Source organism: Levilactobacillus huananensis (assembly GCF_003946145.1).
Taxonomy (GTDB): domain Bacteria; phylum Bacillota; class Bacilli; order Lactobacillales; family Lactobacillaceae; genus Levilactobacillus; species Levilactobacillus huananensis.
In genome coordinates this window covers 18890-45801 of the sequence record NZ_RHOC01000001.1, presented here as the reverse complement: position 1 = coordinate 45801, position 26912 = coordinate 18890, and the positions used below count along the sequence as shown (strand labels likewise).

Sequence of the window (26912 nt, the reverse complement as noted above, 5' to 3'; positions counted from 1 at the left end):
TTAACCGCACCATTATACCATAGGCGACTCGACAAACGAACGGTTGAGGTGAAACAGCAGTGAATGCTGGTGTATAATGAAGAAACTATAGTGAAAGAAGGAGATTTAATGGCGACTATGACGTTAGAACCACATTACGATGATGATTGTGTTTTTTGCAAAATCTTAAAGGGCGATATTCCTAGTTATACCGTTTATGAGGACAACATTGTGAAGGCCTTCCTGGATATCTCCCAAGGCACCCCTGGCCACACGCTGGTCATTCCCAAGACCCACGTGCAAGACATCTTCGCCTATGATGAAGACCTCGCCGCGGCAGTCTTCACCCGAATTCCCAAAATTGCTCGGGCTATCAAGGCAGCCGATCCAACTATCATGGGAATGAACATCGTCAATAACAATGGTGAAGTGGCCTACCAATCTGTCCTTCACTCCCACTTCCATTTGATTCCACGTTACACAGATCAGGATGACTTCAAGATGATCTTCAAGGACAACGCCGCGAACTTCACACCTGCCTCATATGGCGTCATTCAAGCTAAAATCAAGGAACAATTGGAGGATTAACCATGAGAATTAGCCGATTCATTGGCGGTCTCACCCTTGCCACCGGCGTTGGTTTGGCCGCTTACCTTACCTTAACCAAACAGGACCCAATCACCTGGTCAAAACACCTGAAAGACCAAGCCCAGCATACTGCCACCAAGATTGGTGAGGCGCAGAGCGCGCAGGAACGCCTCACGCAAAGTGTTCAAAAGCTTGGAGCAGCTGTCGACGCCAGTACCCCCGCTCTAGAAGATATCCAAAAGGATATTGAGAAGTTTCAATTCAAGATTGCCCCTCGAGTTGCCGTGATTCAGGAAACGTTGGATCGCTGGGAACAGGACTAAATTTGAACTTTTTGTAAAGCTTCTCGTACCTTTTTGGGTTTGCGTTTTTTTGTGTTATGATGTCTGAGTATGGTGTTTACACCAATCTTGATGAATGGATGTGTTGAGCAATATGAAGAAATGGTTAATCGCCCTCGCTGGTGTGTTACTGACTGTAACGCTTGCTGGTTGTGGGAACCAAACCGTTGCCACTACTAGTGGTGGTAAGGTCACAGAAAGTGCTTACTATAGCAGTCTTAAAGGGACTTCTTCTGGTAAGCAAGTTCTGCAACAAATGATCTTAAACAAGGTCTTGGAAAAGCAATACGGTGACAAGGTTAAGAAGTCCCAAGTTACCAAGCAATTCAACCAATACAAGGCACAATATGGCTCATCCTTTAAGAGTGTTCTTTCCCAGAGTGGGATGACGGAATCCAGCTTAAAGACTGAAATCCGTTCGAACTTACTCTTGAAGCAAGCCGTAAAGGACAACGTGAAGGTAACCGATGCGCAACTCCAGAAGCAATTCAAGAGCTACGAACCAGAAGTTACGGTTGCACACATCTTGGTTTCCAAGAAGTCGACCGCTAACACCGTTATCGACAAGTTGAAGAGCACAAAGAAGAGCGACTTGACTAGCGAATTTACCACGTTAGCTAAGAAGTACTCCACTGATACTGCTACCAAGAACAAGGGTGGTAAGTTAAGTGCCTTCGACAGTACCGACACTTCCTTAGACTCAACCTTTAAGAAAGCTGCCTTCAAGCTGAACACAAACGAATACACTGCAACACCTGTTAAGACACAATACGGTTACCATGTTATCTTGATGTTAAAGAACCCTGGTAAGGGAACTATCAAGGAACACAAGGCCGAATTGACGAAGCAAATCATCGACAATGACATGAATGATTCAACTATTCTGCACAACGTGGTTGCTAAGGTCTTAAAGAAGGGTGACGTTTCTATCAAGGACAAGGATATGAAGAACATCCTGGCTGACTACTTGTCATCAAGTTCCAGCACTTCGACGACTTCATCATCTTCATCTAAGTAATCGTCACAACTTAAAAGGCATCCGATTTCAGTTGGAAATCGGATGCCTTTTTTCGTTATTTTCGTAACGCCCTATTCTTCGGGCTTGTCCGTCGATGGCCGATAGAAACGCCGACCATCCATGGCAAAGACTCGTTCGGAGAACTCGCCAGGCTCGGTGTGCTCGACCACTGTGTCCAGCATCATGATTGAGGCATCGAGTTCATCGAGTTGATGCAAGACGTCCGCCTCACGTAAGGCTGGACGAACGGGTGACCCGTATTCCAGCAAGCCATGGTGACTAAGAATCATATGACGCAAAAGTAACACATCTTCGGCTTGTGGATCCAACTTCAGCGGATCACAAGCCCGAACCAATTCGCCGTCAATGAGAACGATATGCCCAATCAGATTCCCTGCTAACGTATAAACCGTTGACTTTGGGCCCGACAATTCAATCGTCTTTCCCAAGTCATGCAGGATAGCTCCGGCATATAACAGCGGCCCATTGAGGTCAGGATACTGGTTAACCACTGAATGGGCTAACTTCAGGATAGAAATGGTATGGAAGGCCAAGCCCCCCTTAAATGCATGGTGGTTACTCTTCGCCGCCGGGTAGGTGAAAAATTGTTCCTGGTATTCACCAAGAAGCTTGCGGACCAATCGGTTCCAAGTTGGTTGCGTAATTTCAAAAATTGTTTGGTTGATGTAGTCTTCCATCTCTTTACGCGACATAGGGGCCTGCTCGATAAAGGCTTCGGGATCGGTTGGCTCACCCGCCTTGCTGAGACGCAGATGGAAAATCTTAATTTGGGGATGGGTTTGATAATTCTCCCGCTTCCCTTGCAGATGGACCACTCGTCCGGCGACATAGTTGGAGACATCTTCATCAGAGGCATCCCAGTATTTACCAGAAATTTCACCGGAACGATCCTCAAATACGATGGCAATGTACTGCTTCCCATTTTTGGCCGTCCGAACGTCGGCCGACTTCAGAAGAACGAATAAATCAACCGCCTCGTCGACGGCGTAGTCCATCAATTGTTTGACTGCTGCCATAATACCCCTCCTAGTCTACTAATTGGCTAATCTGTTGTTCGTCGATGTCAGCAGCAATGGCGGTGTCGGCCGTCAGCAGAATCACCTGGGTGTCACGACTAATCTCATTGAGTAAGCGATAGGCCTGATGACGCCGTTGCACATCAAAGTTCACTAACCCATCATCGATGACCACTGGCATCTGAACCTGTTGGGTCATCACAATGGCAAATGCCAACTTGACGGCAAAGTCGAGTTGTTCTGCGGTTCCTCGTGACAGCTGACTGACAGTCCGCCACTCACCGTCTTGCCGGCGAACACGTAACGTTGTTTCCGTTAACTCAATTTCAGTATACCGGTTTTCAGTTAATTTACCATAAAATTCACTAGCTTTAGCGACGATCTGTGGTAACCGATCACTGGACGCCGCGGCCAAGGCAGCTTCAATCCACTGGCTTGCCAGCCGATCAACCAGCCATCGCTGCGTCGTCGCAATCATCCGAGTTTCCAGGTCGGCTAGCTTCTGCCGCAACATCGCCTGGGTCCCACTCGCTGTTAGCTGGTCAATCTGACCAGCTAACGTGGCTAACCGTTTATTCCCAGAATCTATCTGGGCTTGTATCGCCGTCAACTGCTGTTTGTCCTGCGCGAATGTAGCCTGCAAAGCGGCCTCATTGGCCACCCCCTTGAGAGCCGCTAAATCAGATTCACCCAGTTGATGGGCCAGATCGGCTCGACGTTGCTGTCTCTGATCACGTTCTTGAACCGCGTGATACTGCTGATAGAAAGCCTGTGAATCCGGCACATTGCGCGTCTGGAGAAAGGTCATCACGGCTTTGGTCGCCTGTTCTAGTGAGGTGTGATCACGTTTAACTCGTTCGCTTAGCGCACTGAGATCGCTGTCACGAGTGGCCAAACGCTGTTGTTGGCGTTGCAGATCCATCAACTGGTTAACTTGGTCTTGCAAATCACGATCACCCAATTCGGGCAAAATCGCCCCGACTTTCTTTTGAAAGTCAGTAACCGCCTGCTGAGCCGCCTGAAGATCCGTGGTCACGACTTCTAATTGCCGTGTCAGCCGTTCCCATTCCGCGATTGCTCCCTGTGCCGTGGCCCACTCTGCCAGCGGAACATCGGCCATGCCATGACTCTCACCAATGGCATCCAACCGATTCGTCAACTCGGTCGTAGCACCTGTCCCCTCACGCAGCTGCGCCTGAAGATCACGAATCTCTGCCTCCAGTTCGTCGGTCTGCTGCGACGCTGGCGTTCCACTAGACACAATAAACGCCCCATAATACCCAACGGCCACCCCTACCAAGGCCCCGCCTAACTTCAGAAAGGCTGAGGGCAAAAATAGTGAGCCAATCAGTACAATTAGTCCTGCAGCCAGCCAGCCGATCTGCTTGTCTGCCAAAGGATTGCGCCGTTGTTGCCGTGACGGTTGTTGTTGGCGGAACTGTTCATTCAGGTCATTTAAATTCTGCTGGAGCCGTCGCCGCTTCTGGTTCGCCGTGGTCAGCTCCTCTCGTAGCTGAGTAACCTCCTGTAGCGTCGCCAAGGAGAAGGCTTGAGGCATCTGCCCTTGATGGGCATACTGTCGTTCCAGATTCCCTGCACGCTCCTCAAGATCGGCTTGCTGAGAACGTGCTTGTTCGACCGTATGTGCTGCAACCAAGGTGTCCGGAATACCTGCCAAAGTTGACGCCAGCTGATCGGTTGTTTCCAGATAATGCTGAAACAAGGGCGTCAATTGGGCCGCTTGTCGCTGCGTCGTCAATTCTTGTTGATCGTGGTTCAAACTCTCCTGCGTCACTTTTTTTTGATTAACCAGGTGTTCCAAGGTAGCCGCATCCTGTGGATCAAACCCTGTCGTCACTGGAACATCTGCCGTGGTCAAGGCTCTCCATTGCTGATAAATGGGCCATTTGGCCAGGCGTTGTTCACTAGTCGTGACCCGTTGGCGTGCTGCCTGTAGCGTCGCCCGTAATGTGGCCTGCTCTTGGGTAAGCTGTTGTCGTTGATCGAGTAGCTCCCAATACTTGGGATAAGCTGCATTAGCCCGCTCCAATTTGGCCCGCAGTTCACGATAGTCCAGTAACCAGCGATTCAGTTCAGGATTTCTCCCCTGTGGCTTGTAACGAGCGTTAGCGGCTTCATCCAATTGACTAGCTTGCGCTAACCAGAAGTCACTCCCTACCGCTCCCACATGCCGCAGGTGATCCACTAGTTCCCGTTTCGAGGTCGCAAAGACTGCAGCTAAACGGGGTTCATTAATCGCATAGACCTGCTGGAAAAGCGTGGCATCCATGGGTGCCAACAGATGGGACAGACTCGTCGCGGGAAGCTTGAGACCACTGGTCACATTATGTAAGGTTACTTTGCCCCCATGGGGACCATCCACGCGCGTCACAAGATAGTCTTGCCCATCCTGTGTAAACGAAATCTCCCCGCCAAAACGACTACCGTCTAGTGGTTCATAGCGCAGTGTGGGATGTTTCTTCGTGGGAAACCCAAAGAGGATGGCACTAATGAATTGTGTCAGTGTCGACTTTCCAGCCTCATTGGCCCCTAAAAAAACGGTGAGCCCAGGACGTAAGTCAAAGGTGCGATCATGAAACTGACCGAATCCATAAATCGTTAACCGATTAAGACGCATGATCATCCTCCTCTCCCGCCAAAGCGGCTAACAGCTTCGCGGCGCCTTCGCGGAGTTCCGGCGCCGTCGTGGGGTCAGCAAACCACTCTGCCAAGGCTGGCTCCTGAACTAATTTGCCAAATAAATCTTGTAAATTTCCCGGTGTGAAAATCTGGTCCGCACTGGTGGCCCAGTACCGTGTGTCCAACTGCGGTGTCTCAGCGGTGGCGACCGGTAATTTCCAACGCACAGCCACCACGACTCGTTGTGCCGTTTGCATCGTACGCCGATGTGTCCGCTGAAATAAGGCTAGCCAATCACCATTCGCCATCTGAGCCTGGTCAGCGGCCGACAACGACTTTGATAATGCCAGGGTTGGCACGACCAGTTCAGGCGTCGCTGCAAAATTCTGTGTCAGCCAAGTGGCTAGTTGATCGCTAATCTCGGCCAACGTCGGGTTGGGCGTCTCAATGGTTAAGGCTGGGTTGGTCCACACCAACGCAGACGTTGGAAAAAACACTGGGACTAGCCGGTGATCCTGACTGGTCACCAGGTAGGCTCCCCGTTCTCCAGTCTCTGTGCGATCGCGTCCCTGAGTATTCCCGGCGTATAGAATTGGGGGGTTCTCATTTAAGAACTGACGTTGGTGGATGTGCCCGAGTGCCCAGTAATCGTAGCGTTTTGCTAGTAATTCAGCTACCGTAAATGGTGCATAGTGATCACCACTCCCCGTGGCTACGGCTCCATGTAGCATTCCCAAATGCCAATCGGTCTCAGCATGTTCTGGAAACGCCGCCAGAGGGTCATGGGTCACCCACCGTTGGTCATAGCTAAAACCACTTATAGCCACTGTCTGGCCATCCCGTAGATTCAGCGTTACAGTCGTCACCTGTGGTCCCATGACCGTGACGTTATCCGGATAAGTAATCGACAGGTGTTGATCGGCTAGATAGTCGTGATTCCCAAAACCTACAACAACTGGAATTTTTGCCTGATTCAGGCGATCGAACTGCTCAATCAGATAGGCCTGGGCAGCCACACTCTGTTCCGCGCGATCAAAGAGGTCACCCGCCAAGAGCACAAAATCCACCTGTTCAGCCAGTGCACGGTCAAAGACCCGGGTCGCCGCGGTAAAGGTAGATTCTCGAATCTGGGTCAATAGTGACGTGGGTAGATCCTGTAATCCCAGAAAGGGACTGTCTAAATGAAGATCCGCCGCGTGAATAAATTTCATAATGTCTGCTCCCTCCCCAAACACTTGGTAAAAAAAATCGCCGGCACCGACCCTCCAAAGTGAGTGGTTGCGCCGACGATCTCGTCCTTAGCCCTTGTAAATATCTTGAATAGGCTCCGTAATAGTCTTGTTTAACTCGGTTAACAGGTCGTTTAAGCCCCGTTCTTTTTCCATCAAAGCCTTGATGGCATCCTTCTTGGAGACGCGTCCTGCAACTTCTTGGACATGTTTCATTTCATCCTCAGTTGGTTGTTGGCCCGTCATCTGCTTCTGTTGTAAGTTCAATTGAACTTGTTCAAATTCCTTAAACAGTTGGAAGGTTTCCTCGTCTGCCTTCATTGTTGCAAAAGCAGCCTTTAAATCCTTAAATTCTTGCGTATCTTGCAGAACTTGGGCAGTCTTTTCGCCCAGCGTGTGCATGTCGTCAGCCATGAATGTTTCCTCCTCGATGGGCCGTGGCCCGCATTAGGTAATAACCATTAACTATTGTACCATGCTTTAGGGACTGACCCAACGTCATTTGTTAATTGACGACGGACTTCGCCTTTTCCCACCAGGACTTCACCTTGTCGGCAGCATTGTTAAATGTTTTGCCGGCGTTGTCGATCCCCTGTTGAACCTGATCCCAAATGTCAGTCGACGAAGACCCGGAATTTTCGGCCTTAGCCAAGGTCGATGCATCCTTCGTAGTAAATGAGGTGCCCTTGGTGTTCGGCAAAATGCTCTGCATTTCAGCCTGGAAGAGTGGTCCTTCACCCGTCCCACTTACATTCTCTAAATGGTGCTTATCACTGGTATTGTCGAAACCTTCCCAGGTCGTGACGACCACGTCAGGCGTGTAACCAACGATCCACTTATCACGGGTGGCATCGGCATCCCCATCGGCTTCAGTACTCCCGGTCTTTCCGGCAATCGTGTAGCCATATGGTTTGGCTGAAGCCCCGGTTCCGTAGTTGAAGACCCCCATCATCATACTGGTCATTTGTTTGGCGGTCTTCGCCGACATGACCTTCGTGGTCTTTGGGGCGCTATCTTGAGTATCCACGATAACATTCCCCGAGGCATCCACAATCTTACGAATATAGTGTGCCGAGGACATGGTTCCCCCATTCGCAAATGAAGTGTAGGCCTGTGCTAACTGTTGCGGCGAAACCCCCGTCTTCAAGCCCCCCAATGCTAACGCAAGGTTCTTGTCAGACTTGGTTACCGGCAAGCCAAACTTCTTCACAGAGTCGTACCCTTTATCCACACCAATCTTATTCAGTAACCAGACAGCTGGCGCATTAGTACTCTGTGCTAACGCCTGATACATTGGGATCTTCCCGCTATACTGGTGACCATAGTTTTCTGGCGTGTAATTGTTCGTCCCATAGGATTTCTTCTTATCCGTCAATTCGGAATCATAGTAGTAGCCATTCTCCAACGCCGGCGTGTAGACGGCCAATGGCTTAATCGTCGACCCCGGTTGCCGTTGCATCTGTGTCGCACGGTTATATCCTCTAAAGACGTGTTTGCCTCGTCCCCCAACAACGGCCTCTACGCCCCCGGTATTGGGGTCAACGGCGATGCTGGCCGCCTGAACCTTAGTGCCATCACTGGCATTAACCGGGAAATAGCTGTCATTCTTAAAGAGTGTCTGCATCTGCGTCTGATTACCCTGATCCAAGGTTGTATAGATCTTGTAACCCCGGTTCATGATTTCAGATTCCGTTAAGCCATACTTGCTGACGGCTTCATTAATCACAGCATCAAAGAAATAAGGGTATTTGTAGGTGTTCTTATAGGTGTAATTGTCACTGGTCGTCAAAGCTGTGGCCTGATACTGCTTAGCCTGCTCCGAGGTAATCGCACCAGTCTGGGCCATCAGCCCTAAAACGACATTCCGACGGGCACGTGAGGCTTGCGGATGTTTAATGGGATTATAGCCACTCGGTGACGTCAACATTCCTGCCAGGACGGCTGATTGCGGCACGGTCAACTTATCTGCCGTCGTCCCGAAATACCGCTCAGCGGCATCCTGAACGCCCCAAACCCCATTATCAAAATAGGCGTTGTTCAAGTACATCGAGAGAATGTCCTTCTTACTGTAAACATTCTCAATTTCGATAGAAAGAAAGAGTTCTTTGAACTTTCGTGTGAAGGTTTGTTCCTGTGATAAATAAGCGTTTTTCGCCAGTTGTTGGGTTAACGTACTCCCCCCACCACTAATGTAATCACGGCGCAGTACTTTATTCTTGGCGTACAGGAAAAACGCGCGAGCATAGCCTTTAAAAGAAAAGCCATATTCGTGGTAGAAATTACGATCTTCGGTTGAGACCACGGCGCTTTGGACGTTCGAGGAAATCTGCTTTAAGGGCACGTAAGTCCCTTTTTGCGAGTACAACGTCCCCGCTTTTTTATTGTGCCGGTCATAGATCTTGGTGGGATTCTCCAGGGCCGCCTTCAGGTTACCCACGTTAGCGGTCTTGGCCATAAAGGTCATGTAACCACTTAACGCCAGAAAACCACTTAATACGATCACAATGAGCCACCGAGTCAACTGATACCGGTGCCAGATCCGTTTAAAGTGGGCTTTAAAGCCTGACCCCTTGGTCTGATTAGGTTGTTGGGTATTCATTCAATAGCCTCTTCTATCTCAGTTATATTATGGCTATTTTAGCATAAACACTGTGTCTAGCCGCGTTTTCACTGAAACTTTATGAACCTTTAACTTCGCTGAAGCCCATGAAAAACACCCGGAAACCAGTTGAAAATAGGTTCCCGAGTGTCAGAGCTTTCATAATTGAATTAATGAATAATATCAGGATTCATCTCAGCCGCGATTTCATCATGAAGTCGGGCAGCCACCTTGGCATCCGGACTGATGATAAAGATGGTATCGTGACCCGCCAAGGTTCCGGCAATTTCGGGTAAATTCAAATCGTCGAAGATAGCTGCCAGTAGATTCCCGTTGCTCGGCAGCGTTTTCAAAATATTGACGAATTCGACGCGGGTCAGGCCCGTAACTACCTCGTTAATGGTTTCGCGGAGATGTTCTTCTTCGCTCCGGTTCCCCGCCTTAAAGATCGTGTAACGGAGATGCCCGTGACCGTCTTGAGCTTTCACGATTTGCATTTCTCGGATATCCCGCGAGATGGTGGCCTGAGTAGCCTGTATACCGACTTCCTCCAAGTGCTCCATTAATTCCTCTTGCGTACCAATCGGATACTGATTAATTAACTGCTCGATTCTTGCCTGTCGCATACTCTTTTTCATTGTGACCACCCTCCCGCATAAAATTGCATTAAGTATAACAAAGGATGCGGAATTAAGCCACATGTCTCTGCATATTTATAAAGTAAGTGTAACAAATATTCTTTTTTTACGCAAAAAAATCACCCCGTATATGCGAGGTGATTTGCTTGATTTTGATTTACATTTCGTCTGGTGCTTGAACCCCTAGGAGCCGTAATGCTTCCTTCAGGACCGTGGAAACAGCCTTGACTAAAGCTAAACGTGCAGGTAACTCAGCATCATCAGCTAGAATCTTGGAGTGCGCATAGTACTTGTTAAAGGTCTTGGACAGGCGAATAGCAAACTTGGCAATCACGGATGGTTCAAGTTCGGCACAGGCCATCTTAACCGTAGCTGGGAAGTCTGCCAAGGTCTTGATCGTATCCCAGGCCTCGGGATCAGAGATTTCATTGCCGCCAGCCTTAACGTCGACACTAGCAGCCTTACGTAAGATACTCTCGGCACGGGCATGCGCGTATTGGACATAAGGACCCGTTTCCCCTTCAAACTTCAATTGGTCAGCCAGAACGAAGTCAATGGCATTAGTCCGTTCATTCTTCAAGTCACCGAAGACAATGGCTCCAACCCCAACTTGGTGAGCAACCTCTTCCTTATTAGGCAGGTCCGGGTTCTTCTCGTTGATTTCTTCACCCGCTAATTTAACGGATTCTTCAAGGACCTTAGCCAACAGGATAATCCGGCCGGAACGAGTCGACAACTTCTTCCCGTCAACCGTGATCAACCCGAATGGCACATACTGAAGCTTGGAAGCGGATGGCAATCCGATTTCAGTCAGAACAGCCTTCAATTGCTTAAAGTAATAAGCTTGTTCGGACCCAACCACATAGAGATTCTTGGCTGGAGCGTAGGTCCGATCCCGGTAAAGGGCCGTGGCAATATCACGCGTAATGTACAGTGAAGCACCATCACTCTTTAAGATTAAAGCCGGGTTCAGGTCGTACTTACTCAAGTCAACCACTTGGGCCCCTTGAGATTCAACCAGCAGATTCTTGTCCTTTAAGATCTGGACAACCTCTTCCAGCTTATCGTTGTAAAAGGCTTCCCCATTATAAGTATCAAAGGTCACACCTAATTCGTCATAAACTTCACTAAATTCTTGAAGGGAAGCTTCCCGGAACCAAGCCCACAACTTGTGTGCCTCGGGGTCACCGGCTTCGAGCTTACGGAACCATTCACGAGCCTCGTCATCCAATTCTGGGTGTTCTACGTCTTCCTTATGGAAACGAACGTAGTATTCCACCAGCTTGTTGATTGGGTCGCGCTTAACATCGGCTTCATTCCCCCACAGCTTGTAAGCCGTGATGAGTTTCCCGAATTGTGTTCCCCAATCACCCAAATGATTATCTTTGATTGGGTGGTAACCATTCTTCGTGAGAATTTCGGCGATAGAGTTTCCAATCACCGTTGATCGCAAGTGACCCATGGACATTGGCTTGGCAATATTAGGTGAGGACATGTCGATTGGGACGTTACCGCCGGCACCCTCTTCATTCTTACCATAGTCAGGGCCCTCGGTCAGAACTGTCTTCAACGTCTCTTCACTAAACATGTTCTTATCGAAAAAGAAATTTAAGTATGGGCCAACCACTTCAACCTTTTCGAAACCAGTCGTGTCGAGCTTAGCCGCCACGTCCTTGGCAATCTGTTGTGGTGCTTGGTGCAAGACCTTTGCTAACGTGAACGTCGGGAAGGCTAAGTCCCCTTTGTCAGACGTCTTAGGCCGTTCAATCTTGTTACGAATCTCGTCGGCCGTCAACTGACCGTCTAATGCCGCCGTCAAGGCTGCTGTTACTTTTTGTTTGTAATCCATCCTTATTTTCCTCCCTAAACAATTGTCCATCGCAGATAACTACTTTCAGTCTACACCATCTAGTCGCCGGGACAAAAAAACGCCCCTTACAAAATAAATTGTAAGAGACGAGGTAAACCCGCGGTACCACTCTGATTGACTTGAAAGTCCACTTTAAATTCATTTAAATGTTCGATCTGACAACGTCCGTTCGGTAGAGTCTGTGATCCGGCTCACACCATTCCGGACTCGCTTAACTTAGACGCACAACCTACTAATCGTATCAGTTTAGCCTTCGAATAATAAGAAAGACGACCAATCGGCCGCCTATTCGAAAGCGGGTGACGGGAATCGGACCCGCGACGCAAGCTTGGGAAGCTTGAATTTTACCACTAAACTACACCCGCACAACACAAGAAATTATAGCATACCTCTTGTGAGTTGTCATTGTTTTTTTGCAAATTAATTCAAAATCACCACAGAAAATTAGTCTTTATCCACTTTTTTCTCGGTAATTTTTGCCGCCGACTTACGGACGACAGCGCGGTTATTCATGTCTCCAACCGCCGTCTTATCAGCTGGATCGTATTCCTTGATCTCAACTAAAACTGAATTATCATACACTTTGGTCACTTCACCAGTAAAGCTGTGTTCCAGGGGACCAAATTTTTTCGCCGCAACGTAATCGCCAACTTTAAGTTCAACTTCAGCCATTGTTCGTCGCTCCTTTCGTATGCAAAGTAACATTATAGTCAAATTCACGGGTCATCGCAAGCAAATGAATTGTAAGGAGTTTGAAATAATCGGATAATTCCGAACACTCTGTGACTTATCTCGAGCCGTTCCCCCAAAAACCGATAGTTGTGCCCAATTACTATCACTATTCACATCAAGATAGCGTTTTCCCGAACGTCCCCCCTACTTTATCTAACTTTCCCAACCGTACGCTTTTCTCTCAAAATAAGTTATAATCAAGTCGTTGTGTTTCAGCCGAATCAAGTGACTCAAAACAAACGAGGAGGAGACGTTTAATTATGAAAAAATGGCACCTTAGAGCGGTTCGGGGAATCGCCTTTGCTGCAGGACTGGTGGGCTTGTTATGGGCAACCACTCCGGCTAGCGCCAATTCAATTAATACTTATATTAATAACCAGGGCTATGCTACACCTAAGATTAAGACGCAAATCTGGAGTGGCTTTCCTAAGAATAGTTACCGTTATGGAAAACCCGAAGGCGTCGTGGTTCACGAAACAGCCAACCCAAACTCCACAATCTACAATGAAATTGCCTACATGAAAAATAACTACCAAAACGCCTTTGTCCACACCTTCATCGATGCCGGCAATATCATCAACGTGGCCAACACCAAGTATCTCTGTTGGGGTTCTGGTTACTATGGCAACCAACGCTACGTTCAATTCGAACAAGTCGAGGTGCACTCCAAGTCCGGATTTGCCAACGAATTAAACAAATCTGCCTACTACACGGCCTACATTCTCAACAAGTATGGCTTAAAACCCAAACGTAATACAACGGTTCTTTCTCACCACGATGTTTCAAATAATTTAGGTGGAACAGACCATACCGACCCAGATGGCTATTGGAAGGCTAATGCCAAGGCCTACTTTGGCACGACCTACACGATGACCGATTTCATGAGTCTGGTGAACACCCAGTATGCCAAGATCACAGGTAATAATAACAACACGGGTAACACCACCGACGATTCCAATCAACACACGTCGGCCAAGCCCAAAACGGTCAAGTACTATGCTGGCACCAACAACGAAACGGCTACTCTTGCGAACAACTATACCAACTGGACCGTCTATAACCACGTTAAGGGCACCGCTAAGGCCCGCAAGATCGGTTGGGGTAACCTGAGTGCTGACTACCGGGGCGCTAAGGTTTATGTTGACAGCCGTGGGGTTAAAAAAGGTGGTTGGAGCGGTACCTGGTATCGGATTCGCTTCGCTAAGAATTCTAGCTACAAGTACTGGGTCTGCAGCAATGTCTTAAACTTCCCCAACGTCACCTATAAAGATGCCAGCGGAACTAAGACCCTGAACACGGCCTCTAACTCAGCTCTTTACAACCACGTGATCGTACTCAGACTACCTGAGTACGATCACGGCCCACACACAAGATTTCCAGGCCGGTCAAACCATCAAACTCAATAAAAAAGGTCTGAAGTCTTCTGACAACTCCACTTGGTATCGCGGAACCATTGGCAGTAAATCCTATTGGGTGAAGTCCACGAGCCTACAATAAATTTAACATGACATCATAAATGGGGTTGGACTCTTTTCCAGCCCCATTTATGTCACCTAAGGAGATTTTTAATGGGAAAAATTCAATTTTACGGTGCTATCTCACTTGATGGCTTCCTAGCAACCGAAGATGATCGCTTGGATTGGCTCACGGGTCTGTCTGGGCTTCCCGCCGACATCGGCCAAGACGTCTTGCGTCACATGGCCAGTGCCATTCTAGGACGTGTCACCTATGACACCATTGCGGCCGACGTAACCGAAGGCCTCACACTGAACCCTTTTAATGCGCAGATGCCTGCCTACGTCCTGACACACCAGTCTCGTCCCGATCACGGCCCCATTCATTTCACACAAGAACCAGTCGTGGACTTAGCACAACGCTTGCAAGCTAGAGGCAATGTCTGGATCATCGGTGGTCGACAAGTCTTGATGCCGCTCCTCGCCGCCAATCTAGTGAACGACCTTTACTTGCAAGTGGCCCCTACTCTGCTAGGCCATGGCAAACGCCTATTTGGTGAACTTGCCAAGCCACAGGCCTTCGAGCTCCAAGCAGTTCACCAGTATGGGCCGTTAGCCGAAATGGTCTATCATCGACAAAATTAGTTCCACTGAACTGGTCGAATATGGTAGGCTGGTACTAGTTGAAACTTTTAAGGAGGCACTAGTTATGTGGTTGGCCTTACATTTTTGGACGTGGATCGTCCTGACGATTCTCGTTATTCTCGGGCTCACACGCCATTCTGAAAAACGGGTCACGCAGTTTCTACTGATTGCCCGAATTGCCTACTTGGTCATGATCATCAGTGGCGTTGTCCTCTCCATTCGGACATTTGTGCACGCCCCAATTCTGATCAGTCTGAAATTCATTCTAGGCATCGCAACCATTGCCCTCATCGAAATTAGTTTCGGTCGGAAGATGGAACGCGATACGCCCCATTTGATTTACTGGATCTTGGGCATCGTTGCCCTGATTACGGTTGGCCTGGGACTCACCCTCGCTTTCAAATAAGAAACTCACAAGGTGTCGAGGCTAAGTGTCTCGACACCTTTTCTGGTCCAAAAAAGAGGCACCTGGGTAATTATCCCAGGTGCCTCTCTTTTGGTTCCAATCCCAATCAACTGAAATCGTGCGTTATCAGACAACTAAACCCACTCTTAATCAGCTTGTCGTAATTTCAACGCCATCTCCAACGTCCGATCAACCAAGATTGATTGACTGTCCGCCACGGGAATGGTGAGTTCTGGTTCGCGCTCCTGAGCTAAGGAAAGCTCCGTGCACCCCAGAATGACCACGTCAGCGTGACGTTCCGTCACCATCTCATTGAGAATGTGATGGTACAGCTTAGCATCTACTTCGTTGTTTTCCTTGATGTGATTGTAGATCAACGTCATGGTCTCATCCTCGATCGCCTGCGTTGGCAAGACGGGTTCGAGGCCGGCCGCCGCGACCTCATCTTCATAAACTTTATCCGTAATGGTTCCCTGCGTTCCGGTGATCCCAATACGCTTAGCATTGGGATAGCGACGCTGAATCTCTTTGACCGTCTCACGTGGCATGTGCAACAATGGCACATCGGTCGCCGCTTGCAGGTCATCGTAGAAATAGTGCGCTGTATTGCAAGGTAATGTAAAGAATGCTGGTTTCAACTGACTCTGTTGCCGAATATCTTCAAGCAGACTGGGTAACGGATTAGGCTGACTGTGATCCAAGATATAGTTTGTCCGATCCGGAACCGTCGCGTGATTCACCAGAATATAATTCAAGTACTCCTGATCGGCGTGCGCTGGCGTCCGTAAGTTCAACTGATGGATATAGCTTTCGGTGGCCATGGTGCCCATGCCGCCAATAATCGTAAAGAATTTTTGCATGGTGATTACCCCTTATTTTCTGCGAAGTATTTCTTAAAGTTAACCGTGTAATTGTGTTGCATCCACTGAATCAAAGCCCAGCGTTTCAGATTCATATCCTGATCATAGTGATAGGTGGTGCCATACTGACCAGCGGCAATCAATTTCAGTGCCCGATCCTTGTCAGCATTTTCTCGCGTGTACTGCTTGAAGACCTTGACTGGCACACCTAACCACAGCGCATGCTGGTTCTCATCCTTGTTACCATACACCGTAGAAGCATCCTTTAGACTGTCCTTCACGTAGTCCTTAACCACCCAGTCAGCCAAGTTATAGCCATTCAAGGTCACGAAGAAGCTACTCCGGCCTTGACGTAGGTTAATTTCAAACAACTTGAAACTGTGATCTCGAACATCATACTTCATATCGAAGTTGGCGTAGCCGGTAAATGCGATGGCTTCCAAGAACTTTTGAATGTTTTGGTAAATCGTTTCGTTGTATTCCGGAATGATGGCCACATAGTTTCCAATGGCCGATGGTGCTGGATCTTCCAATAAAGGATGACCCAAACACATCATCTTTACCTTGTGATTCCGATCAACGTAGGCATTGAGCACGCGCATGTTACTGTCATCCCCTGGCACAAAGTCCTGAAGAATCAGATCTGATGTATAGCCGTTGGCATAAACCTTCTGGACGATGTCCTTGAATTCGGCTGCTGACTGAATCCGAAAAGCCTTCTTACGACCTTCGAAGTGAACATCTAACCATTCCACACTGTTGGCTGGCTTCAATGCAACTGGATAATCAAAGGGCTGCTCTACGGGCTGACCACTCGTGGCCTCGTCCTTGGTGATGATCCGTGTTGCCGGATATGGCAAGCCATACTGGTCACAAACCTTGTAAAAGTTTTCCTTATTATTCAGATGACGTAATTTATCGTAATCAATGTACGGGCAGATGAAGACGTCTTCCAACTCTGCCTTATGCTTACTGATCAGTTCAGCGTAACCATCCCCACATCCGATTAAGATAACAGGTTCTGGATGATCGGCATAACGTTCCTTTAATTTACGCATAGTTTCAATCCAAACGGGATCCTCATCAAATCCCGGGATCAATTCCAAATTCACAATCTTGGTGTAACGCGTCGGTGCCAACTGAATGCTGGCAAAGGCCTGAACGGGTTGATGGTACAGATCATAGAATGAGCGTGCCATGCCGTAGACGTTAAAATCACTCCCCAAGAGAACAGGGGTAAACTTGACTTCCTTGGTTTCCATAACGGCTTAAAGTCCCTTCACAACATTTAAATAATTAGGTTAAGTACTGAGCGAATTTCCTCGCTCGCTTTTCTGGGTAAACGCAATCAAGGTTGTTAGCGGACGAGTCCAATAGCAACCTTGATCGTTATCGGCCGACCATTTCTGGGGCCGGATTCAGTTAGATTTGCGTCCGATGAACAAGGTCCACGGTCTTAGCCGTCGTGTCTTCTGGGAAGTAAACTTCGTACCAGAGGATGAAGGTGTAGATCGTAAAGATCTTTTGCATGCTGGACTTACCGTTGATGTGTTCATGAAGAATCTCCATCAACGCATCGGTGTTAAAGAACTTGTGGGCCACGTCGGAATTAAAAGCTTCAATAATCCGTGACTTGTAAGGTTCTGTCTTGATCCAGGTTGCGATTGGGGAGGGGAAGCCCATCTTTTCCTTCTTAGCAACCCGTTCTGGCAATTCGGCTTCGGCAGCGGTCCGCAGAGAAACTTTGGTTTCGTCCGCGTGAATTCGCGTCTTAACCGGCATGGTTGCCGCAAATTTGGCCACTTCTTTATCAACCAATGGTGTCCGAACTTCCAACGAGTTCGCCATACTCATCCGGTCGGCCTTGTGTAAAATGTCATAAGGTAACCAGGTGTTGATGTCGAAATACTGCATTTGCGTCATTTCGTCTAAGCCCTTAACGTCGTCAAACAGGTGCTTGGTGTAAGCCCCCGCGTCCTGATTGAGACTTGGGTTCTTCAAGATCTTGTTACGATCATGATAGTCGAAGACGTAGTTCACCCGATAATACCGTTCGCTCAGAGGTTGGGCCCCCCGAACCAAGAAACGGCGACCATGGAACCGTGGCATCTTTTCAGCAATGCCACCCATCATCTTGCGAATACCCTTTGGTACCCACTTCTGGTAACGTTCGAACGGAATTGCTTCGAGGTAAGTGTTATAGCCCCCAAAGAATTCGTCGGCCCCTTCACCAGACAAAGCAACCTTCACGGACTTACGCGTTCCCTTAGACAGGTAGTAAAGTTGCATCGCAGATGGGTTAGATAATGGTTCATCCATGTAGTACATGATGGTTGGCAAGATATCAAAGTAATCATCACCGGTCATGTAAAGTGGGGTATTCTTTTGTTTGATCTCCTTGGCAAATTCCGTAGACCAGCTCAATTCACTGTACTTGGAATTCTTAAATCCGAGGGAGAAGGATTGGATAGGTTGGAGCTTAGACGCCTCGTTCAACACGTAAGAAGAGTCGATTCCACTGGATAAGAAACTCCCAACTTCAACGTCGGCAATCATATGTGTCTTAACAGATTCGTCGACGATACCACGAATCTTCTTAGCATCTTCTTCAACCGTTTGGCTGTTATCAATGTGGTCGTAATTGAACTTGTAGTACCGGTGTGTTTCCGTTTCGCCATTTGCATGGTGAATGAAATATTGCCCTGGTAAAACCTTGTAGACGTTCTTGAACATCGTTTCCTTAGAAGGAATGAATTCAAAACTCAAGTGAATTGGTAACAGAGCTTCATTGAATTCCTTTTTGAAGTTAGGGTGTTCCAAGAAAGCCTTGATCTCTGATGCCCAGAGGAAGGTCTCGCTGTCATCGTAGTAGTACAACGGTTTGATACCGAAGTGATCCCGAGCACCAAAGACTTCATTCTTGGTCTTGTCATAGATGACAAAGGCATACATGCCTCGCAGACGGTCCAGTAACTTAGGACCCCAAGCGTCATAACCGTGAATCAGGACTTCAGAGTCCACGTCCGTTTGAAATTCGTAACCGAGTTTTTGTAAATCGGCCCGAATTTCTTGGTAGTTATAAATTTCTCCATTAAAAGTCAAAACTTTCGTTTGGTCCCGGTTGTACATGGGTTGCTTTCCGTGGGCCAAGTCAATGATTGACAGCCGGCGGAAGCCCATAACGGCTTGGTCATCCTTAAAGTATGCCTCGTCGTCCGGCCCCCGGTGCTTAATCCGGTCTGCCATATCGTTAATCGTGGTAGACGGAACATCCTTTTGATTCACATAGCCAACGAATCCACACATGTGCGTATCCCCTTTTTCTCATTAATAGTCAGTTTGATTTGAACGTTCATTAATATTTAATGAAACACAACACCCATCATTTTAGCAAATTTAATTCGTGAATACCATATTATTAAAGATTCTTAAGCGGATAGTAAACACTGCCATCATTCTGGGGCGAACTCGGCCAGTTGATCGACATCGGTAATGCGCACCTGACGGCGACCGACAGTCTCAATGGCCCCCCGTTTAGACAACTGACGCAGCTTACGACTCATGGACTCCGGTGTCATGCCTAAGTAAGCGGCAAGATCTTGTTTGCTCATCGGTAACTCTAGTAACTGCGCACGATGCCCACTGATCGCCAACAGGTAACCTGCCAAGCGTGGCAAAGCATCGGGAATCGCTAACAGAGTTGCCTGACGTTCGGCCGTCTTCAACCGATCGGCTAAGGCTCCCAATAACGCCATCGATAACGTTGGCAGTTCCGTAATCAGATCGGTCAAGGCTGCCCGTGAAATAGTGCAGAGTTCAGTCGTCTGAGTCGCCTGTGCATAGGATGTATGAATCTCATCCGTGAACAGCGCAATCTCCCCGACAAAGTCTCCAGGATTTAGAATCCGTAAGATCTGTTCTCGCCCATCCTCCGACAAGTGGTAAAGTCGAACCTGTCCAGTGTTCACGATATACAGCGTCCGGGAAACTTCACCGGTACTGAAGATCGCACCCCCCTTATCCGCATGGATCGGCCGAGTAACCTGGGCCACAGAGGTCATCTGATCATCCGCTAATCCCTGAAATATCGGCACTTGTGACACACATTCCAGTTCCCGTTCGATTGAATGTTGCTGATGCTGATGTCCCTGTTCCATGACCACATCTTCCTTTCTCATATCTTCTATTTTAGCAAACTACTGGCTAAAACCGGTAAAGAAAGCCTTCCCGAGCGGATTGTGCTATAGTTGCCATAATGAAACCGCTAATCGATTAAGGAGGAATTTTTCATGTCCCGTATGCTACATCAAGCTTGTACCTCATTTTTAGCCGGTAAAAACGCCACGATTGATGGAAACCCCGTGATCGCCCGCAATGAGGATAACGGCGTCGCCATCTGGCCCAAACGTGTCGTGGTCCACGTGGCCGATGAACCACGCAACCTGAGCTTTATCTCGAAGGGCAATCAGTTCAGAACAACCTTGCCCGAAAAGGCCTATCACTACACGGCCGTTCCCGACACCGACCCCTCTGCTGGCTTCTACGAGGAAAGTGGGATCAACGCCAAGAATGTCGCCATGAGTGCCACTGAATCTGCGTATGCCAATAGCCGCGTCTTAGGCGTCGACCCCCTAGTAGCGGACGGGATCGCCGAAGATGCCATGTTAACTGTCGTGCTTCCCTACATCGACTCCGCTAAGGCTGGGGTGCAACGACTAGGACACCTGGTCGAAACCAATGGCGCTGCAGAAAGTAACGGTATCCTATTCGGCGATACCAACGAGGTTTGGTACATGGAGATCGTCAGTGGTCACCACTGGGTTGCCCAGCGGATTCCAGATGACGCCTATGCCGTCGTTGCTAACCAACTGGCTATTCAAGATATTGACTTTGATCGCCCTCAAGAATTCATGACCTCGACTAACATCCGTCAATTCGTCCAGGGCCACCATCTCAATCCCGATGGCAATCGGTTCAACTCCCGACACATCTTTGGGACGGCAACCGCCACGGACAGTCACTACAACACACCACGAGTTTGGTATGGTCATAAGCTCTTTACGCCAAGTGCTTTTGAAAATCCAACTGACCAAGAATTGCCGTTTATTCAACACGCCGAAAAGAAGATTAGCCTGCCTGAGATTGCCAACTTTCTGGGATCCCATTACCAGGAAACACCTTACGATCCCCTGGGCACCGGAACCGATACGGAACGCCATCAGTTCCGGGCAGTGGGCTTGTCACGAACACAGAACTCCCACATTCTCCAACTCCGTCGCGACGTTGTGCCAATGTTAGCCGGTATCGTTTGGCAATGCTTCGGGAATCCTGCCTTCAATCCTTACGTCCCCTTCTATGCTCAGGGAGACCAGCTTGCCGCCGATTACGCCGTCGACAATAGCGACTATCAGGGTGAAAATCCCTACTGGGCCAGCAAGCTGCTCGATGTACTCAGCGAAGACCACTACCACAAAAATCGCCAACTCATTGACAGTTTTCTAGGGTCAACACAGGCCTTAGGCTATCAGCGTTTACACGCGGGGGATGCCCTACCAACACCTAATCCTGCCAGTCTTGGCAGTCTGAACGTTGAAACCGCCTCAGTCTACGCAACAGCCATTCAGACACAGGCCGGTAAACTCGTCCAGGCCAACGCTGCCCTTTCAGATCTGTCCTTTACCATGGACGCCAATCTGTAAATTGGTATCACTCAAAAGACAAATGCGCTATAATGAATTTAGCAGCTAGCCCCGAAAGGAATGGTTATGATGGATGAAATTGTACTTTTCAATCCCGGTGACTCTATTGGGAATTTTCACGATTATCACGAGGCCGTACAGACCGCGCAGATTTATCAAGAACGCCATACAGAATCCGGTCATGTCGTCGTTGTTAAGAGCGACAATGGTGCGCCGTCTTTCGATATTTTCTTAGCGGAGCGACAGCTGGATAATGGACAGAAGAACCCGTCCACAAGCAAGCGTTACACGATCTCTAAGAAACTATAGGGAATCACGCCACTAGAAATAAACTTATCCTTATAAAAGGAGGTCTGCCAATGGCAGACCTCCTTTTTTGTTACTTTTTAAATCGGGTGAGATGGTCATGAAGATAATGACCCGTGACGCTATCTGCTGTTTCACTGATTTCCTGTGGTGTCCCGGTGGCCACCAAATGGCCCCCGTTAATCCCACCGCCGGGTCCCATGTCAATGACATAGTCAGCGTTAGCAATCAGATCGAGGTCGTGTTCAATCGCAATGACCGTGGCGCCCTGTTGAATCAGGCGATCAAAAACCTTGACCAATTGTTGAATATCCAACGGATGCAGGCCCACGGTTGGTTCGTCAAAGATGAAGAGCGTCCCCGTCTGACGCTTGCCGATCCGTGAAACCAACTTCAACCGTTGTGCCTCACCACCAGACAGGGCCGGTGTACTCTCCCCTAACAGGAGGTAGCCGAGGCCCATATCGTGTAGGATTTGTAGGGTGCTTTCAATACCACTTTCATCGTTAAAGACCGGTAAGGCTTCATCGACTGATAAAGCTAAGACATCTGCGATGCTATAGTCATGCCATTTAACAGCTAGCGTTTCGCGATTGTATCGCTGGCCGTGACACTGGGGACAAACCTCGGTGATATCTGGTAAGTACTGAACATCGAGTGAGATCTGACCCGTTCCGTTACACATCGGGCAAGCCCCCGCTGTGACATTATAAGAAAAACGACTAGACGTGTAGCCCTGTTCTTTGGCTTCAGGAGTCGCAGCAAATAGCTTACGTAAACGATTCAAGATATCCGTATACGTGGCCACAGTTGACCGCACATTCTTCCCCACTGGCACGGAATCCACGGTAACCACGTGGCGAATCTTGGCCCGGTCCAATGACGTGACGTGATTTGGCAAGGGTCGATGGGCCACTTGTGCCGCGATACCGGGAATCAGGCTATCCAGCACTAGGGTCGTCTTACCGGCCCCACTCATCCCCGTCACCGTCGTTAACCGATTCTTCGGAAAACGAACCTTCACATCATCAATATTAAATCGATGCTGAACTTCAATCGCTAGTTGGCCCTTGGCCCACAACTGTTTCTCACTAAGGACGGGCCGTTCGCGTAACGTGGCCGTTCCATTAAGAAATGGAGCAATCAGCGACTGGGAACTCTGCGCAACGGCAGCGACTGAACCCTGATCGACAACAGTTCCACCATTCTTCCCAGCCCCAGGACCAATCTCAATAACCTCATCGGCGGCACCAATAATGCTGGTGTCGTGATCGACAACAACTACAGAATTCCCTTGGGACACCAGTTCTCTGAAGGCCTTGATGAGTCCCGCTACGTTAGCTGGGTGTAACCCCACCGAGGGTTCATCAAGGACATAGAGCACGCCGGTCGTGGCACTTCGTAGCGTTCGCCCAAGTTGAATCCGTTGAAGTTCCCCGGTGGACAAAGTTGCCCCCGGTCGACTCAGCGTCAGATAATCCAAGCCCAGATCCATCATGGGTTGTAGACTCAACACCAGCTCATCGACTAATTCTTGACCCAGATGCTTCATTTTCTTTGGTAACCAAGGCACGATGGTCTTGACAAATTCACGGAGTTCCGCCACCGGTAGATCACAAACCTCCGCCAAATTTCGGCCATTTAACAACTGTTTGAGACGCTCTGGGTTCAACCGAGTACCGTGACAAGTGGGACAGGTTGTAAAAGTGTAAAAGTGATTAAGCCGCTTAATCGTTCGTTCATTTTTTGTGGTGGCTAAACTGTCTTCCACTGCAGCAAAAGCATTTTCATAAACCGCGTTATCCATATGGAAGATCTTACCCTTGCTGCTAGCAATGTTTAGTTCCACTGTCTGTTTGGGACCATGGAGTACCCGTTCTTTATCAGCATCGCTCAGATCTTTGTACGGCACGTCGATAGGAATACCAATAGCGTTAGCCACTAAAGGCATAAAGCTTCGTCCAGGAAGATGCCAGGACCCCACAGCGCCCTCTTCAAGGGTCTGGTCTTCATTTGCGATCAGAAGATTGGCATTGAGCTGGCGAACCTCACCTAATCCCCCACATTCAGGACAAGCACCACCGGAATTAAAAGCAAAATCCTCAGCACCGGGTGCCATAAAATGAACGCCACAGACTGGACAAACCAGGTTTCCCATATTTTCAGCGACGTCTAAAGTTGGCGTCATCCGGTGACCATTGGGACATACCGGCGATCCCAGCCGTGAGAAGACCAGCCGCAAGACATTAAGACTTTCGGACATGGTCCCCACCGTCGACCGAACACCTGGTACCTGTGGCCGTTGACGCAGGGCCAAAGCCGATGGCAAGTACGCAACGGAATCGACTGCGGCCTTCCCCATCTGGTTAATTCGCCGACGAGTAAAGGTCGACAGTGCATTTAAATAACGTCGCGCACCCTCTGCGTAGAGCACCCCCATCGCCAGTGAGGATTTACCAGAACCACTCCGGCCGGTAATCGCTACGAATTTATTTAGGGGAATATCGACGTCCAGATCCTTTAAATTATTGACCTTGGCGCCACGAACTTTAATCTTGGTTGGTAATGTTGTCACGAAAAATCAAATCCCTTCCAAAGAGTCATGGGTCTAGTTTACCTCAGATCATCATAGATTTCAGGGAGCGGATATACCGTATTCTTCAATAGCAGCTAAAAAAAGTTCAGTAAACAGTATGTTTACCGAACCTCTCCGAATTGTTAACGAATTATGCTGGCACAGTAGCTTTTACAGCCCTGGTGTGTAGAAAATTTAGTGCTCATCATATTAAGCCACTCTGAGCACAACCACCCCTTAACCCCAAACCACCTGTGTCAAAAGATTAAGTGGCTAAAGCGCATCTATTTATTCAACAAGAGTGACCAACTCCTGATTACCAGTGATGTAACCACCCGCAACCTTATAACGTTTAGTTCCAAAAATCTGTGGGTTCTTGCCATGTGAATAATCCCAACCTTCAACGACAAAAACATGTCCGCTTTTATAATGCTTAAGTCGACGGGTCAAATTAACGTCGCTGTATAGGTTACGACCGCCCTTGGCCTGAACTTTAGTAACAGTCTTGGGCTTATTGGGTGTCACATATCGTTTATTACCAGTGATGTAAGTACCATCTGATAATTGATACCGTGTCATGGATTTATCCTTGACTTGCTTAACCACTGAAATAACTGTTCCTTGGTTCAAGTGCTTTAACTGGTCATCAAAAGTCGTTTTCGTATGCGTCCAAATTCCCTTTGGATTGACAACATAAAGTTTTTTGAACGTCTTACCTTGCCAGAACAGCTTAGCGATATGTGACTCTTTAGCCGTAATATAAGTGCCATCGCTTAACTTATATCTCGGATTACCAGCTTTAGAAGTCGCGGTTCCGACCACCTTGAAAACAGGCGCATAGATTCGTGGCTTTTTCACGTATCCTTGAACGCGTTCACCCTTTTTAAAATCGATATGCTGATACCGATAAATTTTCTGCTTAGCGTAAACCTGGAAAGGAACAAATGAGCCTTGAACTGGACTTGTCCCCGTATTCGTTGCCGGTACGGTCGGCTTAGTATACGTTACCGTCGTTTCTTGGTCAGGGTCTTCTTTAAATTTAGCATCGCTAAAATCAACGAACGTTTCTTTTGAATCAGGCGTCTCTCCAGCGATAGTTGGTGATGTAACGGTCTGTTTTTGCCCATTTTCACGCGTTACCTTTTGGTCAGGAGCGGCCTGAGTCCCATCGGTATGAACAAAATGAATGGTGGCCGTTCTTGGACGATTCTTATCAATTAAGACCAGCGTTTCTTTCTGATCGGCGGAACCATTGAAAGTTACTGATGATTGATTCAAATCGTATTGATCGGCAAGGTCTGCTTTAAATGGCACTGTTTTCCCTTTCAATCCGGTAATCATTTCATAGTCGGCTTGTATTGTCTTATCCCCCTTATCAGGATAAGTAACAACCGTTAGTTTGATTGCCGCCGTGCTTTGCTTAAACGGTACTTGAATAACATCGACCTTATCCGAAGTCGGCTCATAGTTAAATGTCTGATCCAAATTATCTTCAAATTTATCTAGATCCAACGTGTACCTGATGGCTTGATTAAAAGTAGAACCAAGCTCATCGAACTTTCCTGAAAGATCATTAACGTGGTTTTGAGTCGCATTGCCTTCGGGAACTCCTAAATCTTCCCAATCAAACTCCGACAATTTACCCCCAGAGAGACTATCATTCGTTTCCAAAGATAAGTACTTATAAACCCAAACATAATCAATGCGATTGCCAAAGGTATCCCCCTCTGCCTTCAGGGCATTTCGATAAGTTGGCTCGATTCCGGATGGTAAGATCATAGCTTTCCTGTCTGCCATTGTGCCATGATCACTGGCCCAAATTCCATTTTCCGTCCCAATTCCCATATATGGTTTTCCATCATCACCGAGTGGTACATAAAATGGCTGACCAGTTGCTTCATCAACTGGTTCAAGGCGAAAACTATATTCATGTCCGCCATCATCAGCTTTTACCTTCATTCCAGAACCAGTTAGCCCTACTATAGTTCCTAAACACATCGTTGCAACAACTTCCATCATTCCACGCTGCCATCGCATTTTATTTCCTCCCGACTTTGAGTAAAACGCGCATCCTATGTATTAGTAAGTATAATACAATTAGTTTTTCAATTTAATGATTATTTTTTACTTTTCAAGATGTCATCTATTCCACTGGAAAATTACGGCTATCGGCACTCATGGCAGATTACAGTAATTTGACGACCAAGATGCAACACGTCTCTAAGGAACGTCCTCTAAAGATTAAAGGCATCGAGTGACGCGATTAACACTTAATGTTCCGCACAAGCACGTCTCG

General features: G+C 48.1%; 22 protein-coding genes and 1 tRNA gene. 8 read left to right on the top strand and 15 right to left on the bottom strand.

The annotated features are described in order from the left end of the window. Positions 1-108: 108 nt before the first annotated feature. From EKM71_RS00265 to EKM71_RS00255, 3 genes are all read left to right on the top strand, one after another. On the top strand, positions 109-567 hold the full coding sequence (locus tag EKM71_RS00265) for an HIT family protein (protein ID WP_404819362.1): 459 nt from the start codon (positions 109-111) through the stop codon (positions 565-567). Positions 568-569: 2 nt separating this feature from the next. Further along, complete coding sequence (locus tag EKM71_RS00260; protein WP_125572688.1) at positions 570-890, top strand: hypothetical protein; 321 nt, start codon at positions 570-572, stop codon at positions 888-890. Between the two features lie 112 nt (positions 891-1002). Beyond that, the gene (locus tag EKM71_RS00255) at positions 1003-1926 is read left to right on the top strand and encodes a peptidylprolyl isomerase PrsA (RefSeq protein WP_125572687.1); all 924 of its coding nucleotides are present in this window, start codon (positions 1003-1005) and stop codon (positions 1924-1926) included. A 71-nt stretch (positions 1927-1997) separates the two neighbouring features. On the opposite strand, the gene EKM71_RS00250 is transcribed toward EKM71_RS00255, so the two are convergent. From EKM71_RS00250 to EKM71_RS00210, 9 genes are all read right to left on the bottom strand, one after another. After that, the gene (locus EKM71_RS00250; protein WP_125572686.1) at positions 1998-2963 is read right to left on the bottom strand and encodes a 3'-5' exoribonuclease YhaM family protein; all 966 of its coding nucleotides are present in this window, start codon (positions 2961-2963) and stop codon (positions 1998-2000) included. A 10-nt stretch (positions 2964-2973) separates the two neighbouring features. Continuing rightward, a complete protein-coding gene (locus tag EKM71_RS00245; protein WP_125572685.1) occupies positions 2974-5601 on the bottom strand; it encodes an ATP-binding protein in 2628 nt (875 codons plus the stop codon). Beyond that, positions 5591-6814, bottom strand: coding sequence for a metallophosphoesterase family protein (locus EKM71_RS00240; RefSeq protein WP_125572684.1), 1224 nt, complete (start codon positions 6812-6814; stop codon positions 5591-5593). The genes EKM71_RS00245 and EKM71_RS00240 overlap by 11 nt, the downstream gene beginning before the upstream one ends. A gap of 87 nt (positions 6815-6901) precedes the next feature. Next, positions 6902-7246 (bottom strand): YlbF family regulator, encoded by a 345-nt coding sequence (locus EKM71_RS00235; RefSeq protein WP_057879115.1) that lies wholly within the window; start codon positions 7244-7246, stop codon positions 6902-6904. 91 nt (positions 7247-7337) lie between these two features. Beyond that, positions 7338-9431, bottom strand: a complete 2094-nt coding sequence (locus EKM71_RS00230) for a PBP1A family penicillin-binding protein (protein ID WP_125572683.1) — start codon at positions 9429-9431, stop codon at positions 7338-7340. A 170-nt stretch (positions 9432-9601) separates the two neighbouring features. Beyond that, a complete protein-coding gene (locus tag EKM71_RS00225) occupies positions 9602-10069 on the bottom strand; it encodes an arginine repressor (protein ID WP_057879113.1) in 468 nt (155 codons plus the stop codon). Positions 10070-10226: 157 nt separating this feature from the next. Beyond that, a complete protein-coding gene (argS, locus tag EKM71_RS00220; protein WP_125572682.1) occupies positions 10227-11918 on the bottom strand; it encodes an arginine--tRNA ligase in 1692 nt (563 codons plus the stop codon). A 315-nt stretch (positions 11919-12233) separates the two neighbouring features. After that, positions 12234-12304, bottom strand: a tRNA-Gly gene (locus tag EKM71_RS00215). A gap of 79 nt (positions 12305-12383) precedes the next feature. Further along, positions 12384-12611, bottom strand: a complete 228-nt coding sequence (locus tag EKM71_RS00210) for a DUF2187 domain-containing protein (RefSeq protein ID WP_057879111.1) — start codon at positions 12609-12611, stop codon at positions 12384-12386. Between the two features lie 320 nt (positions 12612-12931). Here EKM71_RS00210 and EKM71_RS00205 point away from each other — a divergent pair, with 320 nt between their 5' ends. From EKM71_RS00205 to EKM71_RS00195, 3 genes are all read left to right on the top strand, one after another. Further along, entirely contained in the window at positions 12932-14077 is a 1146-nt protein-coding gene (locus EKM71_RS00205; protein ID WP_164504686.1) for a peptidoglycan recognition protein family protein, read from the top strand. Positions 14078-14239: 162 nt separating this feature from the next. After that, a complete protein-coding gene (locus EKM71_RS00200; RefSeq protein WP_125572681.1) occupies positions 14240-14770 on the top strand; it encodes a dihydrofolate reductase family protein in 531 nt (176 codons plus the stop codon). 64 nt (positions 14771-14834) lie between these two features. After that, complete coding sequence (locus EKM71_RS00195; protein WP_125572680.1) at positions 14835-15176, top strand: DUF1516 family protein; 342 nt, start codon at positions 14835-14837, stop codon at positions 15174-15176. Between the two features lie 146 nt (positions 15177-15322). On the opposite strand, the gene EKM71_RS00190 is transcribed toward EKM71_RS00195, so the two are convergent. From EKM71_RS00190 to EKM71_RS00175, 4 genes are all read right to left on the bottom strand, one after another. Continuing rightward, positions 15323-16036 (bottom strand): aspartate/glutamate racemase family protein, encoded by a 714-nt coding sequence (locus tag EKM71_RS00190; RefSeq protein WP_125572679.1) that lies wholly within the window; start codon positions 16034-16036, stop codon positions 15323-15325. Between the two features lie 5 nt (positions 16037-16041). Beyond that, positions 16042-17298, bottom strand: a complete 1257-nt coding sequence (locus EKM71_RS00185) for a carboxylate--amine ligase (RefSeq protein WP_125572678.1) — start codon at positions 17296-17298, stop codon at positions 16042-16044. 160 nt (positions 17299-17458) lie between these two features. Then, positions 17459-19342 (bottom strand): asparagine synthase (glutamine-hydrolyzing), encoded by a 1884-nt coding sequence (gene asnB / locus EKM71_RS00180; RefSeq protein WP_125572677.1) that lies wholly within the window; start codon positions 19340-19342, stop codon positions 17459-17461. 146 nt (positions 19343-19488) lie between these two features. Continuing rightward, positions 19489-20193: a Crp/Fnr family transcriptional regulator gene (locus tag EKM71_RS00175; RefSeq protein ID WP_125572676.1), complete on the bottom strand. Its 705-nt coding sequence runs from the start codon at positions 20191-20193 to the stop codon at positions 19489-19491. A gap of 132 nt (positions 20194-20325) precedes the next feature. Between EKM71_RS00175 and EKM71_RS00170 the strand changes: the two genes are divergently transcribed. Beyond that, a complete protein-coding gene (locus EKM71_RS00170; RefSeq protein WP_125572675.1) occupies positions 20326-21735 on the top strand; it encodes a C69 family dipeptidase in 1410 nt (469 codons plus the stop codon). A gap of 69 nt (positions 21736-21804) precedes the next feature. Next, positions 21805-22044: a hypothetical protein gene (locus tag EKM71_RS00165; protein ID WP_125572674.1), complete on the top strand. Its 240-nt coding sequence runs from the start codon at positions 21805-21807 to the stop codon at positions 22042-22044. A 70-nt stretch (positions 22045-22114) separates the two neighbouring features. Here the strand turns inward: EKM71_RS00165 and EKM71_RS00160 are convergent, their stop codons facing one another. Together EKM71_RS00160 and EKM71_RS00155 are read right to left on the bottom strand one after the other, a co-directional pair. Continuing rightward, a complete protein-coding gene (locus tag EKM71_RS00160; protein WP_125572673.1) occupies positions 22115-24616 on the bottom strand; it encodes an excinuclease ABC subunit UvrA in 2502 nt (833 codons plus the stop codon). A gap of 288 nt (positions 24617-24904) precedes the next feature. Continuing rightward, complete coding sequence (locus EKM71_RS00155) at positions 24905-26653, bottom strand: DUF5776 domain-containing protein (protein ID WP_125572672.1); 1749 nt, start codon at positions 26651-26653, stop codon at positions 24905-24907. Positions 26654-26912: the final 259 nt, after the last annotated feature.